Source organism: Citrobacter sp. MGH105 (assembly GCF_001037485.2).
Classification (GTDB): domain Bacteria; phylum Pseudomonadota; class Gammaproteobacteria; order Enterobacterales; family Enterobacteriaceae; genus Citrobacter; species Citrobacter portucalensis.
On sequence record NZ_CP073048.1, the window covers coordinates 3,558,390 to 3,575,463 of the forward strand.

Consider the following 17,074-nt stretch of genomic DNA (forward strand, 5'->3'; position numbering starts at 1 on the left):
TACGAATGGAACTTCGAAATAAAAAATTGACCCACGACGAATTCATGACCGAAAGGCATCAGGTGTTACAAACCTGGGAAACCGGCAAAGACGTTGAGAACTTCGAAGATGGCGTGAAGTACCAGCAATCAATTCCAGAGAAAAAGCGTTTCTCCCTCGCCCTGCTGAAGGCCGATCAGGAAGGTAAAACTCTGAGCCAGCCGCGCGCAGGCGTAGCATTAATGGATGAGCATATTGCGCTGCTCAAAACATTGCAGGAAGAGTGCGACCTCCTGCCAAGTACTATCGATGCCTATACCCGTCTGAACCGCTATGAAGAAGCCGCTGTCGGGATCCAAAAATCCATCGAAGCAGGTACTTCCAAGCTGAATGGTTTACCGGTCGTCAATCACGGGGTTGCTGCCTGCCGTCGTATGACTGAATCACTGGATAAACCGATCCAGGTTCGCCACGGTACACCGGATGCGCGTCTGCTGGCAGAAATCGCCATGGCCAGTGGCTTTACCAGCTACGAAGGCGGCGGTATCTCCTACAACATCCCTTACGCCAAACGCGTCACCCTGGAAAAATCCATCCGCGACTGGCAGTACTGTGACCGTCTGATGGGTCTGTACGAAGAGAACGGCATTCGCATCAACCGTGAACCGTTTGGTCCGCTGACCGGCACGCTAATCCCGCCGTTCATGTCCCACTCAGTCGCGATTATCGAAGGTCTGCTGGCGCTGGAGCAGGGCGTGAAGTCTATTACCGTCGGTTACGGCCAGGTCGGTAGCCTGACACAGGATATCGCTGCTATTCAGGCACTGCGTGAACTGTCCCACGAATACTTCCATAACCATGGCTTCGACGATTACGAGCTGAGCACCGTTTTCCACCAGTGGATGGGCGGATTCCCGGAAGATGAAGCCAAAGCCTTCTCCGTTATCGCCTGGGGCGCAGCGGTTGCCGGTATGTCTGGTGCCACAAAAGTCATTACCAAAAGTCCGCACGAAGCATTCGGTATCCCAACCGCGGCAGCTAACGCCCAGGGTCTGAAAGCGTCACGCCAGATGCTCAACATGGTCAGCGATCAGAAATTCCCGCAGTGCGCTGCCGTGGAGCAGGAAGTTGACCTGATTAAGAGCGAAGTCCGCGCGGTATTGAAGAAAGTCTTCGAACTGGGCAATGGCGACATTGCGCGCGGTACGGTGCTGGCCTTTGAAGCTGGCGTGCTGGATGTGCCTTTCGCTCCTGCCGCCTGTAACGCCGGTAAGATCCTGCCTGTTCGCGATAACACAGGCGCAATCCGTATTCTGGAAGCCGGTGCCGTGCCGCTGCCGAAAGATATTCTCGCCCTGCACCACGACTACGTTGCAGAGCGCGCACATTTCGAAGGTCGCAAGCCTTCTTTCCAGATGGTCATTGATGACATCAACGCCGTATCCCACAGTAAATTAATAGGAAGACCATAATGAAAATTAAACAGGCCCTTTTCACAGCTGGCTACTCCTCATTTTATTTTGACGATCAGCAGGCCATCAAAAACGGCGCCGGTCATGACGGGTTTATCTATACCGGCGATCCGGTAACGCCAGGATTTACGTCTGTTCGTCAGGCGGGTGAATGTGTTTCCGTACAGCTGATTCTGGAAAACGGCGCGGTAGCTGTGGGCGATTGCGCAGCGGTGCAATATTCAGGTGCAGGCGGTCGTGACCCACTGTTCCTGGCTGAAAACTTCATTCCGTTCCTCAACGACCACATCAAACCGTTACTGGAAGGTCGTGACGTTGATTCGTTCCTGACCAACGCCCGTTTCTTTGACGAACTGCGTATTGACGGCCATCTGCTGCATACCGCCGTACGTTATGGTCTGTCTCAGGCGCTGCTCGACGCGGCGGCACTGGCTACCGGTCGTCTGAAAGCCGAAGTGGTTTGTGATGAATGGCAACTGCCATGTGTCCCGGAAGCCATTCCGTTATTTGGTCAGAGCGGCGACGACCGTTATATCGCCGTCGACAAGATGATCCTCAAAGGTGTGGATGTCCTGCCGCATGCGCTGATCAATAACGTTGAAGAGAAGCTGGGCTTTAAAGGTGAAAAACTGCGTGAGTACGTCCGCTGGTTGTCTAACCGCATCCTGAGCCTGCGCACCAACGAAAGCTATCACCCGACGCTGCACATTGATGTCTACGGCACCATCGGTCTGATCTTCGATATGGATCCAGTGCGTTGCGCCGAATACATCGCCAGCCTGGAAGCCGAAGCGCAAGGCCTGCCGCTGTACATTGAAGGTCCGGTTGATGCCGGTAACAAGCCGGATCAGATCCGCATGTTAACCGAGATCACTCAGGAGCTGACTCGTCTGGGTTCCGGCGTGAAAATCGTTGCGGATGAATGGTGTAACACCTATCAGGACATCGTGGACTTCACCGACGCGGGCAGCTGCCACATGGTGCAGATTAAAACCCCGGACCTGGGCGGCATTCACAACATCGTTGATGCAGTGCTGTATTGCAACAAACACGGAATGGAAGCCTATCAGGGCGGTACCTGTAACGAAACGGAAATCAGTGCTCGTACCTGCGTACACGTCGCGCTGGCCGCGCGTCCAATGCGCATGCTGATCAAACCGGGTATGGGTTTCGATGAAGGTCTCAACATCGTGTTTAACGAAATGAACCGCACCATCGCGCTGTTGCAAACTAAGGATTAAGAGATGGCACGCACATTTAAGATCTTATCGCCTACGGCTATCCTGGGTTATGGCTTCCCGGAAGAAAGTTTTCGTAAAGCCATGGAAGAGTCACCGGATCTTATTGCTGTTGACGCAGGTTCCTCCGATCCTGGCCCTCACTACCTGGGGGCAGGTAAACCCTTTACTGACAGGGCCGGTGTGAAACGCGATCTGCGCTATATGATTGTGGCAGGCGTTAAGAACAACATCCCTGTCGTGATCGGCACAGCCGGCGGTTCTGGCGCAGCTCCGCATCTGGAGTGGTGTCGTCAGATAATCCATGAGATCGCGCAGGAAGAAAAACTGTCTTTCTCAATGGCGCTGATTCCGTCTGATGTCGACAAAGAAATCGTTCATCAGGCGCTGGATAACGGCAAAATCACCGCGCTCGATTTTGTGCCTGAACTGACTCACGAGGCCATTGAAGAGAGCACCTACATTGTCGCGCAGATGGGCGTCGAGCCTTTCCAGCGTGCGCTGAAAGCCGGTGCGCAGGTGGTCCTGGGCGGACGAGCCTACGATCCGGCCTGCTTCGCCGCTCTGCCGATTATGCAGGGCTTTGATGAAGGTCTGGCGCTTCATTGCGGTAAGATCCTTGAGTGTGCAGCCATTGCCGCCACCCCTGGCTCCGGCTCAGATTGTGCGATGGGAATCATTGACGATAACGGCTTTACGCTGAAGGCGTTCAATCCCAAGCGTAAGTTCACCGAGACTTCCGCAGCAGCGCACACCCTGTACGAGAAGTCAGATCCGTACTTCCTGCCAGGGCCAGGCGGTGTGCTGAACCTGAAGGCATGCACTTTCACCCAGGTTAACGAGGGTGAAGTGTATGTCAGCGGTTCACGGCATGAAGAAACACCGTATGCGTTGAAACTGGAAGGTGCACGCCAGGTTGGCTTCCGTTGCCTGACCATCGCCGGAACACGTGACCCTATTATGATTGCCGGGATTGACACGATTCTTGAAGAGGTACAGGCAAGCGTGGCACGTAACCTCTCGCTGAATGACGACAGTATCCGCATGACGTTCCACCTTTACGGTAAGAACGGTGTGATGGGCAACCATGAGCCGATGAAAACTGCGGGCCATGAACTGGGAATTCTACTGGATGTCGTTGCGCCAACGCAGGATATCGCCAACAGCGTTTGCTCGCTGGTGCGCTCTACCCTGCTGCACTACGGCTATGAAAATCGTATTGCGACTGCGGGCAACCTCGCCTTCCCGTTCTCGCCATCTGATATTCAGAGTGGACCGGTGTATGAGTTCTCGATCTATCACCTGATTGAAGCGAGCGATGCGCTGCGTTTTGATTTCCACATTGAACAGGTGACGCCAGAAGGAGTTCAGGCATGAAACACTCAATTTGTTCACTGGCGCAAGTAATTCGTTCCAAAAACGCCGGACCGTACGAACTGGTTTTAGATATTTTATTTAAAACAAGGGAAGACTATCAGCGGGTAAAAGCCTGCGAGCAATTAACGCCACAGCTTATTGCCGGTTTATATAATGTTGAGCCTGAATTTATTCACAATATCGTCTGGTTCGATCCAGCGAATGCCGTAAAAATCGTCATGCCACGAGATATTATTTCCGGCAATGTCGGTGACAATGATGTTTATGGTGCGCAGCAACACGCTCCATTATTAAGTATTGAGTTCGACTTGTAACAAAAAAACACAATAACAACCATTGGAGCACAGAATTCAGCTGTATCACAGTGCTTCGAATTATTCATGCGGTTGGTCACAACAGGCGTGCGTCTGAGCTGCTGTCCAGGTTCAGGCGCACGCCACCCTACACAATTCCAATTACCAGCCTTTATCCGATGGAGTACACATGAAGAAAATTAGTTTAACGAAGATGATCATATTAGGCCTGATACTCGGCATGATTGCCGGGGTGGCCATAAATAATATGGCCGCGGCTGAAACAGCAAAATCTTATGCAGCAGATATTTCCATTTTCACCACCATATTCTTACGTATGGTGAAAATGATTATCGCTCCATTGGTTATTTCAACTCTGGTTGTAGGTATTGCCAAAATGGGCGATGCCAAAACGCTGGGACGTATATTTTCGAAAACCTTCTTCCTGTTTATTTGCGCCTCTCTGGTGTCAATTGCACTGGGTCTGGTTATCGTTAATATCTTCCAGCCAGGCGCAGGTATCAACTTTGTGCCACATGACGTCGGAGCCGTTGCCGCCGTTAAGTCAGAGCCATTCACGCTGAAAGTATTCATCTCACACGCGGTACCGACCAGTATTGTCGATGCGATGGCGCGTAACGAAATTCTGCAGATCGTCGTGTTCTCAATCTTCCTCGGTTGCAGCCTCGCTGCGATTGGTGAAAAAGCCGATCCTATCGTGAAAGTGCTGGATTCACTGGTGCACGTCATGCTGAAGCTGACGGGTTACGTCATGCTGTTTGCACCATTGACCGTTTTTGCCGCTATTTCAGGTCTGATTGCCGAACGTGGTCTGGGTGTGATGGTTAGCGCCGGGATCTTCATGGGTGAGTTCTACCTGACGCTGGGTATGCTGTGGGCGATCCTCATTGGCCTGTCTACTATGATCGTCGGGCCTTGCATCGCACGGTTAACTAAATCAATCCTCGAACCCGCTCTGCTGGCCTTTACCACTTCAAGCTCTGAAGCCGCCTTCCCGGGTACGCTGGACAAGCTGGAAAAATTCGGTGTTTCGTCAAAAATCGCCAGCTTCGTTCTGCCTATCGGTTATTCCTTTAACCTGGTCGGTTCCATGGCTTATTGCTCATTTGCCACCGTCTTTATTGCCCAGGCGTGCAACATCGAACTGAGCATGGGCGAGCAAATCACCATGCTGTTGATCCTGATGCTCACCTCGAAAGGAATGGCAGGCGTACCGCGCGCATCAATGGTGGTTATCGCTGCAACCCTGAACCAGTTCAACATTCCAGAAGCAGGTCTGATTCTGCTGATGGGTGTCGATCCGTTCCTCGATATGGGTCGTTCCGCCACGAACGTTATGAGTAACGCAATGGGAGCAGCCATTGTCAGCCGTTGGGAAGGTGAACACTTCGGCCAGGGTTGCCGTGGCTCTGCACCAGTGAAGTCCCCGGAGCAGGAACGTCCGGTTACCGAAACGGAAATCGCTTTGTCCTGACAATAGAACAACAACTAATCGTAGGCCGGATGGCGTCGTGAACGCCCTATCCGGCCTACAGGATAGTTTTCCCAACAACACCAACAGGAATGCATAATGAATAAAACAATTCTCGGCGTGAGTCTCTTTTCTTTCAGCGTCTTGTTTAGCGCAACCACATTCGCGCAAACCACGCCCGACTACGCCAAGCTGATAGAACAGGCTCATCAGAAGTACAAAAGTAACAACGATGGAAAAGTCGCCGACTACATCCCTGCTCTGGCGACCTATAGCCCGAAAAATTTTGCCATCACCATTGCGACGGTGGACGGCAAGATCTACCAGGTTGGCGATGTTAACAAACCTTTCCCAATGGAATCCCTGAGTAAAGTGTTCACCATGGCGCTCGCCATGGAGCAGCACGGTCCTCAGGTAGTGCTGGATAAACTTGGCGCCAATGCCACCGGAATGCCATTCAACTCAGGTTTAGCCGTTGAACTGACCAAAGGCGCGCCTGAAAACCCTCTGGTAAACGCCGGGGCCATGAGCACCGTTAGCCTGATCGAAGCCAAAGACAAAACCGATCGTTGGAACAAAATCCTCGACAACCTGAACGTCTGGGCCGATGCCACTCTCACCGTGAACGAACCGGTTTTCAAATCTGAAATGGAAACCAACCAGCACAATCAGGCGCTGGCCAAACTGATGGAATCCTATAACAGCTTCTATGGCAACACTGACGAAGCCGTTGAAATTTATACCCGCCAGTGCTCGGTGGATATCACCGTTGAGCAACTGGCCAAAATGGGTGCCGTACTCGCGAACAAAGGCAAATCTCCGTTCAACGGTAAACAGTTGCTGAATGAGAAATATGTTCCGCAGGTGCTGGCAGAAATGGCAATTGCCGGGCTTTACGACGGTAGCGGTAAATGGCTGTACACCGTTGGCATCCCGGCGAAAAGCGGCGTCGGCGGCGGCATGGTTGCCGTTGTCCCAGGCGAATATGCGATTGCGGTCTATTCTCCGCCGCTTGATGAAGCCGGAAACAGCGTTCGTGCCCAGAAAACTATCGAATATGTCGCCGAAGCGACAAAAGCCAATGTCTTTTTAGCCAAATAACTTTACGCCGGATGGCGCTTCGCTTATCCGACCTACATCAATGCGTTAATCGTAGGCCGGATAAGCGAAGCGCCATTCGGTAAACAACACGAAGAGGTGAGAAGTAAACATGTCTAAACCATTTGTCTGGCAGGAACTCTTTGTTCAGAGTAAGGATAGTACCGAGTATGAATTACTTAGTAACCAGCACGTTACGGTAACGGAGTTAGACGGAGAGGAAGTGATCAAGGTTGCACCGGAAGCGTTAACCTTGTTAGCACAGCAGGCGTTTTATGAGGCTTCATTTTTCCTGCGCGCCGGACATTTAAAACAGATTGCCAGCATTTTGCACGACCCACAGGCCAGCAGTAACGATAAGTACGTCGCATTGCAGCTGCTGCGCAATGCAGAGGTTTCAGCTAAAGGCGTACTGCCCAACTGCCAGGATACCGGGACGGCAACCATTGTGGCCAGCAAAGGACAACATGTCTGGACCGGCGGCGATGACGCAGAAGCATTAAGCAAAGGCGTGTATTCCACCTTTACCGAAAACAACCTGCGTTACTCGCAAAATGCCCCGCTGGATATGTATACCGAGGTCAATACCCAGACCAACCTGCCCGCACAAATCGACATTAGCGCCACCCCAGGTAACGAATACCGTTTCCTGTTCGTCAATAAAGGTGGCGGCTCAGCTAACAAAGCGGCGCTGTTCCAGGAAACCAAATCCATTCTACAGCCGGAAAAACTCACTGCGTTCTTGATCGAAAAAATGAAATCACTGGGTACAGCCGCTTGTCCGCCGTATCACATCGCTTTTGTGGTTGGGGGCTTATCCGCCGACCAGGCGCTGAAAGTCGCCAAACTGGCTTCAACCAAATATTACGATAATCTACCCACCAGCGGGAACGAGCTGGGCCAGGCGTTCCGTGATACGGCGCTGGAAGCCGAGTTGCTCAATGCCAGCCGCGAGTTTGGCATCGGGGCGCAGTTTGGCGGCAAATACTTTGCCCACGATATCCGCGTAATTCGCTTACCGCGCCACGGCGGCTCCTGCCCAATCGCGATGGCCCTCTCCTGCTCTGCCGACCGTAACATTAAGGCCAAAATTAATAAACACGGTATCTGGCTGGAGAAACTCGAGCATAATCCAAGCAAATTCATTCCTGATTCTCACCGGATAGAAAACGGCGCTCAGACCGTACAACTGGATCTGAACCGTCCGCTGCGTGACATCCTGCATGACCTTTCCGCTCTGCCCATTGGTACACGCCTGTCGTTAAGCGGCCCGATTGTTGTCGCTCGCGATATCGCCCACGCGAATATCAAAGCGCGACTGGATAACGGCGAACCGATGCCGGAATACATGAAAAAGCATATCGTTTACTACGCGGGTCCCGCCAAAACCCCGGAAAATCAGGCTTGTGGCTCAATGGGGCCCACCACCGGCGGGCGCATGGATGGGTATGTCGATGCTTTCCAGGCACAAGGCGGCAGCCTCATTATGCTCACCAAGGGTAACCGCAGCCAGCAGGTCACTGATGCCTGTCACAAACACGGTGGATTTAGCCTCGGCAGCATCGGCGGCGCCGCGGCCCTGCTTGCACAACAGTACGTGAAAAGCCTGCACTGCTTGGAATATCCCGAACTGGGAATGGAAGCCGTATGGATGATGGAAGTTAAAAATATGCCGGCCTTCGTGTTAGTCGACGACAAAGGTAATAACTTCTTTAGTCAGTTTGAGCAGCAGCATCGCTGCGCAACCTGTCCGGCAGGACATTAAGGAGCCTCAATGGAAGCGCGAGCCAATAATGACAGACACCGCCAGCGTCAGCAGAAACTGAAAGAACAGGTTGATACCCGCGTGGCGGCGGCAACGGAGAAGAAAGGGATCCTGATTGTCTTCACCGGCAACGGTAAAGGGAAATCCACCGCAGCCTTTGGCACGGCAACGCGCGCAGTGGGTCACGGAAAAACCGTTGGCATCGCGCAGTTTATTAAAGGTCAGTGGGATAATGGCGAGTACAACACCCTGCAACCACTCGGCGTTGAATTCCATATTATGGGCACCGGGTTTACCTGGGAAACCCAAAACCGGCAAGCGGATATCGAGGCGGCAACGGTTGTCTGGCAAGAAAGTAAGCGCATGCTGGCTGATGCGCATTACGATCTAGTGGTGCTGGATGAACTCACCTACATGCTTGCTTACCACTATCTGGATACCCAGGAGGTTATCAGCGCCATCGAAAATCGCCCTGCCGGTCAGAGCGTTATCGTCACAGGACGCGGATGCCACACACTGTTGCTGGAACTGGCCGATACGGTCAGTGAAATTCGCCCGGTCAAACACGCGTTTGACCGCGGTATTCAGGCACAGATTGGGATCGACTGGTAGCCGTTTTTTTGCCGGATAACGATGCTAACGCGTCTTATCCGGCCTACCCATCGTTGTAGGCCTGATAAGGCGCAAGCCATCCTCAGGCAGCCGATACCACGGACTTACTGAGCAACCAGTTACGGAAAATCTGTAAATGCTCGGATTCCGATTTCTCTTCACGCCACGTCATAATAAATCGATTCCCGGTACGCATTGGAACATCGCAAGGAATGACCATATCACCGCTGTCCAGATCGTGCTGAATGGCAAAACGTGGGAGCAGCGCAACGCCCAGATTAGAGCGGACCGCCGCGATCAGCATCGATAACAAATCAAATCTCGGACCTTTATTCACCAGCGGACTGCTGACATCTGACAGCGCAAACCACTCCTGCCACCCTTTGATGCGCGTGCTTTGGTGCAAGAGCGGAAATTCGTTTAGTAATTCGTTCACCGCCAGTTTTCGTTCCGGTTCGGCCAGCAAACAGCGGCTGCAAACCGGCAGAATTTCCTCTTCAAACAGGTACTCAACCCCTGACCATGGCGAATAAAAGTCTTCGCGCATGATTGCCGCGTCATACTCTCGATTGAGAAAATCACCAATATTCGCCAGGGAATGAATGTTCACGATAATATCAGGATTAAGTTTGTTAAATTCACGCAGGTTTGGGATCAGCCAGTGCGTGCTGAACGTCGGATTCACCGCCAGCTCAATAACCTGTACCGTCGGCTGCCAGGTCATTATCGTCGTCGTATCTCGTTCAAGTTTATTTAACGTTTCTTTAACGATACTTAAATAGTGTTTACCGGCCGCATTTAAAAAAATGCGTTTTTTGGCATGATTAAATAGCGCGGTATTGAGAAAATCCTCCAGTGCATTTACCTGGCGGAAAACAGCACTTTGTGTTAAAGCCAGCTCTTCAGCTGCCCGAGTATAACTTTCGTGACGCGCAACAACTTCAAAAGTTACCAGCAACTCCGTCTTGGGTATTTTTCCTCTCATAACCTCTTCCATATGCAGCGTACAAAAATAGTTTAATTTATAAAAAATAATTCAAGCTACCCAGATAAGCACCGAGAGTTATATTTTATTTCATCCATTAATGTCATTGATCCAATCCATGATTTACTCACACTGATGGCGGATAAATATTAACCAATAATACTCAAGAGCAGCAATAAACACAATTTAAATAAGGTTAAACCTAAGCAAATGGTGCCAATAAGTTCTTAATAATTTTTCAAGTTATCTTGTTTATTGCAGAAAAAACTTTGCGAGATTAATCAATATTATCAGTGCGATAATTTTGGATAATTTCACGTTATAACTTACGGGCAAACGACTGCTTTTTATCATTCCTTGATGTGGTTTCTGCCTTTTTTTGATCGATGTGATAAAGGACACAATGTGAAAACTTTCGGAAAGGTCTGGCTCGTTGGGGCAGGTCCCGGTGATATTTCATTACTTACCCTCAAAGCAATGATGTGCATTAAACAGGCTGATGTCATTATTTACGATCGGCTGGTCAATCCTAAAATTTTGGAATGGGCATTACCTGATTGTCTTCTTATCAATGTCGGCAAAAACCCAGGTTTCCATTGTGTACCGCAGGATGAAATCAATGCACTGCTTGTCCAGTATGCCCAAACGCACAATAATATTGTGCGTCTGAAAGGCGGCGATCCGTATGTTTTTGGACGTGGGGCTGAAGAAGTTGAGGATCTCGTCGAGACGGGCATCCCGTTTGAAGTGGTGCCGGGTATCAGCTCAACCATTGGTGGCCTGACCTATGCCGGGATTCCGGTAACACACCGCGATTTCGCCTCGGGATTTCACGTGGTAACCGGTCATACGCGGGAGGGCAACCAACAGCAGGACTGGCGTCAGCTGGCCAAACTGAATGGTACGCTGGTTATCGTCATGGGTATCGCCAATCTGGCGTTTATCTGTGAGGAATTATTGATGGGTGGAAAATCAGCAGATACGCCTGCAGCGCTAATTATGTCCGCCACCCGGGATAACCAACGCCGACTGACCTGTACGCTCGGTTCACTACTGAGCAAGGCGCAAGAAGCTAACATTCTCCCCCCTGCGCTGATAGTGATTGGTGATGTGGTAACCCTGAGTGATCGGCTCTCTTTTATCCCTGAAGCCATTACGCTGCCAGAAAACCTTTACTGCGACAGTCTGGCATGACGAAAAGACTGGGGCGACGTTTGATGCGCCGCCCGGAAAACGCGGCAAAAGTAACTGGTTTGTGCGTATTGGAGTTTCCGGGCAATGCTGTCTATTGAATGAACGGGATCGTGCAATAACTCCCCCGCTTTTTGCATTTTTTTCTGATTCACCCAGGTTTTAAAGTTAACGCCCTGTCGTTTCTTAAAAAAACGGCTGAAATAGTTTGCGCTTAAGCAAACGTGAGCTGCTACGGATTCCAGTGATAATTCACTATATAAATTCTCATCAATATAACGCAACGCTGCCAGAAGCTTTTTCTCGTGTCGGGAAGGCTCTGTAAAATAATGACGCATGTAACTGGTCGGCGGGATAACAAACTCATCAGGTTGTTGCTGTTCTGTCTCAAAATTATCAACAATAAAATTTAATAAATTAGCTGATGCCACCAGTGTATTATTATCGACTACCGCCACCTGACTCCATTCAGCTTTTATTTTTGGTTCATCCATCCATGAGCATTCATTATCAATAACGATAGTTTTATATTCCTGATATTTTGCCCGCACCTGCCCACAGAGCATAAAACCGTACAGATGCCCATCGCGAATTAATGGCATAGAAAACAGACTTAGCCCTGCGTGGCAGCTGAGTATTCTGGGCTTAAGGTGTTTTAACCCTTCAAAAGCACAATATTTTTCACACTTTTGGCAACTCGTACAATATCGTTCATCCGCCCGCATTAATGTGCAGAACGAATTAAAGTTATGGCAATCCGAGAGAGTTTTTCCGTTAACATCAACCACAACCGTGGCTAATCCAGTCGCACTGGAGAATACTTTTGCTATCGAGAAAAAACGTTGTAGATAATCATCATGGATTTTCAACGACACGGTATCCTCCGGCATTAATGAAATTAAAGCCGGTAATATGCAGAAATTAATCAAGAGAAAGAATGATGCTCACCGCAAAAAATAATCTCATTTATGCAGATGATTATGATCAATTGGCAAGAGAGTTAATGCGACCTCGATAATACTCCGCTGCATACTACTGACTTCGCTTTCTCAAAGATTAACGAATCTTCACACTCTCTTGTGAGACTCTTTTCGCAACACCAAACATCTTTATCCATTATTTTCAATAGATTACTCATTTTTACTGTGAATCAATGATGTGCTTATTTGTGATAATCATCATGTGAATGTGAAAGGCCCTCCTGAATAATATGTTCAATTAGCAAACAATCTGAACGGAGTTGATCCATGGCCGTCACCACAGGCGTTATCGCCGACGATTTCACCGGCGCAACGGACATTGCAAGCTTTATGGCGCAGCAGGGGTGGCGCGTTGCACTCCTGCCCGGAATGCCTGATACCACTCAATGCTGGAATGAAGAGGTTGACGCTATCGTCATCTCGCTGAAAAGCCGCTCATTACCCGCAGAACAGGCCATCGCACAATCTCTGTCCTGTGCCCGCTGGCTGAAACAAAAGGCAGGTGTCCGCCAGATCTATTTTAAATATTGTTCGACTTTCGACTCCACGCCAACAGGCAATATTGGACCGGTCAGCGATGCGTTGATGAACGACCTGCATACACCCGTGATCGTCCACTGCCCCGCCCTGCCGCAAAACGGGCGCACGGTGGTGCATGGCCATCTTTTTGTAAACGGCGTACTGCTTAACGAATCCGGGATGGAAAAGCATCCGCTTAATCCTATGACCGATGCCAGCCTGCCGCGCCTGTTGAGCGCGCAAACGCCAGGCAAGGTTGGTTGCATCAACCTCACGACGCTGCGTCAAGGTGTGGAAGCGGTCACTGACGCTCTGGCCCAACTTCAGGCTGAAGGTATGCGTCACGTTATCGTCGATACGCTGGATGAAGCAGATCTCACCACGCTGGCGCAGGCACTCCATGCCAGCCCTCTGTTAGCCGGGGGCTCCGGGCTCGGTGGCGCACTGGCCGCCTGCACCGGAACTCAGCAAACCATGCCGCCGGACGCTTTTCCACTACCCGCTAAAACGGTGGTGTTCTCCGGTAGCTGTTCTGCAATGAGTAATCGTCAGGTCAATCGCTATAAGGCCGCAGCAGCCTCTCGTGTACTCGACGTGGCCCGCTGCCTGTCTGATACAGAACGCTACACTGATGAACTGTGTGCCTGGGCGATGACGCATATCAACGACCCATTCGCGCCGATGATATACGCCACCCAGCCGCCAGACGTACTCCAACGCATTCAACAAGAGTACGGCGAACAGACTGCCAGCCAGGCGATCGAACACGCTTTTTCCCGACTGAGCGCAAAGCTACAAGTTGCAGGTGTAAACACTTTTATCGTCGCAGGCGGAGAAACATCCGGCACCGTGGTAGAGGCACTGCAGGTGAAGCGTCTGTCCGTTGGCAAAGCCATTGCGCCTGGCGTGCCGTGGGTATTTTCCTCCGGTCTGGCGCTGGCGCTGAAGTCAGGCAACTTTGGTGACGAAGATTTCTTTTTTACAGCCCAGGAGTACGCATTATGAATCCGGTGAGTGAACACCAACTACGCGAACTACTCGTCCACTATGGCCGTTCCTTGTTTATGCGTGGTTACAGCAGCGGCGGCTCCGGCAACCTCAGCGTCAAATTGCCGGATGGCGGCTATCTGGTGACCCCGACCAACTCCTGCCTGGGTGAGCTTGATCCTGCCACGCTAAGTAGGCTGGATGCCAACGGCGTGCATCTTAGCGGCGACAAACCGTCAAAAGAGGTGCCCATGCATTTGGCGTGGTATCGGCATCGGCCATCCTGCGGCGCGGTTGTGCACCTGCATTCTCCATGGTTGACCGCGCTCTCCTGTCTGCCTTGCTCCACACCAGAAAACTGTCTACCGCCACTAACGCCATACTATGTGATGCGCGTCGGACAGCTACCGCTGCTGCCTTATTTCAAGCCCGGCCATGAAGGCATTGCCAGCGCACTGAGTGAAATCGCGGCAGATCATACGGCTGCGTTGCTGGCCAATCACGGGCCGGTAGTAAGCGGTCGCTCGCTGCGTGAGGCGGTGTTTAACGCCGAGGAACTGGAAGACAGCGCCCGCATCTGGCTGACATTAAAACCGCTCGGCTATGTTCCGCTCTCAGAAGAGGCGGTGGCCGAACTTGAACATTCCCGGCAAGCGTGAGGTGACATGATGATCCCCGAGCAACGACGTGATTTTATCTACCGCTACGTGCACGAAAAAAATGCCGCCTCATTTAATGAACTGGCAGATCTAATGAGCGTGTCGCATATGACCGTACGTCGCGACATTCAGTTGCTGGAAGAAGAAGGCAAAGTTATCGCCATTAACGGCGGCGTGAAGCTCAATAACCTGCTGAAATCCGAACTGCCGTGGCGGGAAAAAGCCGAGTTGAATCATGATGTGAAGCGCAAAATGGGCCAGCTCGCCGCAATGCTCATTGAGCCCGGACAAACGCTGTATCTGGATGCCGGAACATCGTTGTTTGAAGTGGCGAAAGCGGTAGCCGCCAGCCACTGTTTCAATCTGACGGTAGTCACCAACGATTTTTCCATCAGCCACTATCTGATGGATATGCCACACATTACGCTCTATCACACCGGCGGTCTGGTGGATCAGCGTAACCGCTCATGTCTTGGCAAAAGCGCCGCCAGTTTTCTGCGCACCATTAATATTGATGTGGCGTTTCTCAGTTCATCGTCGTGGGATACCGAGCGCGGCATGTCGACGCCGAGTGAAGGGAAAGCCTCGGTCAAAGAAGCGGTGCTTACCGTCTCCCGGCGTCGGGTGCTGGTCTGTGACAGCAGTAAATTTGGCAAATACGGCATGTTCCACATCTGTGGGCTGGAGCAGTTAACCGACATTATTTCTGATAACCGGTTACCGGAAAATGCGCATCAGACTATTGTCAGCCAGGGCGTTAAGCTGCATCTGGTTGATGGCCGGGAGGGTGCACGCCATGCTGAAGTTAGCGGCTAACCTCGACTGGTTATTTACTGATTTACCGATAGCAGGTCGATTTCAGGCGGCAAAAGCAGCCGGTTTTCGCGGCGTAGAAGGGCTGTTTCTCTGGCAGCACCCGCTGGAGCATTTGCGGGCCGCTCAGCGGGAAACTTCTCTGCCGGTGGTGCTAATGAACGCCCCGGCTGGCAACTGGGCACAGGGTGAACGGGGACTCGCAGCATTGCCCGGTCGAGACCAGGAATTTCATCACAGCCTGAACGTGGCGCGAGATTACGCCACGACACTGGGTTGTCGCCGGGTTCACGTTATGTCCGGCTTGCGCTGCAATGACCTGACGCTGCACGCCCAGCGCGACCTCCTGACGAATCGACTGCGCATCGCCTGCGATGTGATGGCAGACGCGGAAATCGATGTACTGATTGAACCATTAAATTCGCAGGATATGCCCGGTTATTTTATTGACAGTTTCCCGCTGGCTGAATCTATCATTCACGAGGTTGGTAAGAAGAATATCGGCTTACAGTTTGATATTTACCACTGTCAGAAAACTCATGGCAACGTGGCGAAAAATATCGAACGCTATTTTACCCTTATTAAACATTTTCAAATCGCTTCTGTTCCTTATCGCCATGAACCGGGAACCGGGGAGTTAAATGAAGCATGGCTATTTAATTTTATAAGAAAAATGAATTACCAGGACTGGATTGGCTGTGAATATCAACCGTCAACATCAGGGCCGGAATCATTACGCTGGATAACGCCTTACCTATAATTTTAATATCTCTATCTCTGTACCGGAGGAAAAAATGTCGGATACTGTTATTATTTCGCTGGCACCCGTTGCCGCGGATTGCCCCAGAGTTATACCCGAAGAACTGGCGCAGGAAATACTCGCCAGCGTAGAACATGGCGCGTCCATCGTCCATTTACACGTTCGCGATAAACAGGGACGCCTGACGCCAGATACTACCGACTTTCAGGCAACAATTGACCGCGTTATGCGCCATTCAAACCTGATTATTCAGGCTTCTACCGGCGGCGTCTCTTCGATGTCCATCGCCGAGCGCTGCGCGCCACTGGCCTGCCCCGGCGTGGAGATGGCCTCGCTGAACGTCGGTTCCGTTAACCTCGGTGATGCGGTGTATTTTAATCCCGGTCCGGACGTGGAATATTGTTCACGGCAAATAACTGAACGCAATATTATTCCAGAGTTTGAAGTTTTTGAAATCGGCATGATTAATAACATCCTGAACCTTGAAGATAAAATAAAATTTCAAAAACCTATGCTCTTTAATATTGTTCTCGGTCACCGCGGCAGTACGCCTGCAACCGTTGATGCATTAATTGCTCTGCGTAGCATGATCCCACGCGACGCCTTATGGGGAATTACTCATTTTGGCAGAAGGAATTTCGATATTATCGCTGCCGCGGTCGCTATGGGTGCCAGTGAAGTGCGAATCGGCTATGAAGATAGTTATTATTTAAGCGCCGAAGAAAAAGCGCAGCATAATTATCAGCAGGTAGCCAAACTCGCTACGCTCATTCGCAGTATGGATAAAAAAGTTGCTACGCCGGAAATTGCGCGGCGCATGTTATCTATTCCACCCCGGCAGCAATAACAACAGC

Annotated in this window: 15 protein-coding genes and 1 pseudogene; 14 read left to right on the forward strand and 2 right to left on the reverse strand. The window is 51.0% G+C overall.

Going from position 1 to position 17,074, the window contains the following annotated elements:
- Window positions 1-5: 5 nt before the first annotated feature.
- The 8 genes and pseudogenes from SK35_RS17275 (at window position 6) to cobO (ending at window position 9,326) form a co-directional block, all read left to right on the forward strand.
- The gene (locus tag SK35_RS17275; RefSeq protein ID WP_003831428.1) at window positions 6-1,451 is read left to right on the forward strand and encodes a methylaspartate mutase subunit E; all 1,446 of its coding nucleotides are present in this window, start codon (window positions 6-8) and stop codon (window positions 1,449-1,451) included.
- A complete protein-coding gene (locus tag SK35_RS17280; protein WP_008784155.1) occupies window positions 1,451-2,692 on the forward strand; it encodes a methylaspartate ammonia-lyase in 1,242 nt (413 codons plus the stop codon). Before SK35_RS17275 ends, SK35_RS17280 begins: the two co-directional genes overlap by 1 nt.
- A 3-nt stretch (window positions 2,693-2,695) precedes the next feature.
- Window positions 2,696-4,066 (forward strand): acyclic terpene utilization AtuA family protein, encoded by a 1,371-nt coding sequence (locus SK35_RS17285; protein ID WP_003022951.1) that lies wholly within the window; start codon window positions 2,696-2,698, stop codon window positions 4,064-4,066.
- Complete coding sequence (locus SK35_RS17290) at window positions 4,063-4,380, forward strand: DUF4387 domain-containing protein (RefSeq protein ID WP_003831425.1); 318 nt, start codon at window positions 4,063-4,065, stop codon at window positions 4,378-4,380. The genes SK35_RS17285 and SK35_RS17290 overlap by 4 nt, the downstream gene beginning before the upstream one ends.
- A 169-nt stretch (window positions 4,381-4,549) precedes the next feature.
- Window positions 4,550-5,831, forward strand: a pseudogene (locus SK35_RS17295) (dicarboxylate/amino acid:cation symporter); the annotation flags it as partial.
- Between the two features lie 119 nt (window positions 5,832-5,950).
- A complete protein-coding gene (glsA, locus tag SK35_RS17300) occupies window positions 5,951-6,952 on the forward strand; it encodes a glutaminase A (protein WP_032942734.1) in 1,002 nt (333 codons plus the stop codon).
- Window positions 6,953-7,061: 109 nt separating this feature from the next.
- Window positions 7,062-8,714, forward strand: a complete 1,653-nt coding sequence (locus SK35_RS17305; protein ID WP_048214657.1) for a class I fumarate hydratase — start codon at window positions 7,062-7,064, stop codon at window positions 8,712-8,714.
- 9 nt (window positions 8,715-8,723) lie between these two features.
- Window positions 8,724-9,326, forward strand: coding sequence for a cob(I)yrinic acid a,c-diamide adenosyltransferase (gene cobO / locus SK35_RS17310; RefSeq protein WP_003022939.1), 603 nt, complete (start codon window positions 8,724-8,726; stop codon window positions 9,324-9,326).
- Window positions 9,327-9,408: 82 nt separating this feature from the next.
- Here the strand turns inward: cobO and SK35_RS17315 are convergent, their stop codons facing one another.
- Entirely contained in the window at window positions 9,409-10,311 is a 903-nt protein-coding gene (locus SK35_RS17315) for a LysR substrate-binding domain-containing protein (protein ID WP_003022936.1), read from the reverse strand.
- Between the two features lie 405 nt (window positions 10,312-10,716).
- Between SK35_RS17315 and cobA the strand changes: the two genes are divergently transcribed.
- On the forward strand, window positions 10,717-11,505 hold the full coding sequence (gene cobA, locus SK35_RS17320; protein WP_003831416.1) for a uroporphyrinogen-III C-methyltransferase: 789 nt from the start codon (window positions 10,717-10,719) through the stop codon (window positions 11,503-11,505).
- Here the strand turns inward: cobA and SK35_RS17325 are convergent.
- Window positions 11,484-12,377 carry a PocR ligand-binding domain-containing protein gene (locus SK35_RS17325; protein ID WP_048214659.1) on the reverse strand — a complete coding sequence of 298 codons (894 nt, stop codon included), beginning with the start codon at window positions 12,375-12,377 and terminating at the stop codon, window positions 11,484-11,486. The genes cobA and SK35_RS17325 overlap by 22 nt on opposite strands.
- A 372-nt stretch (window positions 12,378-12,749) precedes the next feature.
- Here SK35_RS17325 and otnK point away from each other — a divergent pair, with 372 nt between their 5' ends.
- The 5 genes from otnK to SK35_RS17350 are packed head-to-tail and all read left to right on the forward strand — an operon-like array spanning window position 12,750 to window position 17,067.
- Window positions 12,750-14,006 (forward strand): 3-oxo-tetronate kinase, encoded by a 1,257-nt coding sequence (otnK, locus tag SK35_RS17330; RefSeq protein WP_048214660.1) that lies wholly within the window; start codon window positions 12,750-12,752, stop codon window positions 14,004-14,006.
- The gene (gene otnC / locus SK35_RS17335; RefSeq protein ID WP_008784146.1) at window positions 14,003-14,647 is read left to right on the forward strand and encodes a 3-oxo-tetronate 4-phosphate decarboxylase; all 645 of its coding nucleotides are present in this window, start codon (window positions 14,003-14,005) and stop codon (window positions 14,645-14,647) included. Before otnK ends, otnC begins: the two co-directional genes overlap by 4 nt.
- Window positions 14,648-14,653: 6 nt before the next feature.
- Complete coding sequence (locus SK35_RS17340) at window positions 14,654-15,463, forward strand: DeoR/GlpR family DNA-binding transcription regulator (RefSeq protein ID WP_187426959.1); 810 nt, start codon at window positions 14,654-14,656, stop codon at window positions 15,461-15,463.
- A complete protein-coding gene (locus SK35_RS17345; protein ID WP_048214662.1) occupies window positions 15,444-16,220 on the forward strand; it encodes a hydroxypyruvate isomerase family protein in 777 nt (258 codons plus the stop codon). The genes SK35_RS17340 and SK35_RS17345 overlap by 20 nt, the downstream gene beginning before the upstream one ends.
- Before the next feature lie 34 nt (window positions 16,221-16,254).
- The gene (locus SK35_RS17350) at window positions 16,255-17,067 is read left to right on the forward strand and encodes a 3-keto-5-aminohexanoate cleavage protein (protein WP_008784143.1); all 813 of its coding nucleotides are present in this window, start codon (window positions 16,255-16,257) and stop codon (window positions 17,065-17,067) included.
- Window positions 17,068-17,074: the final 7 nt, after the last annotated feature.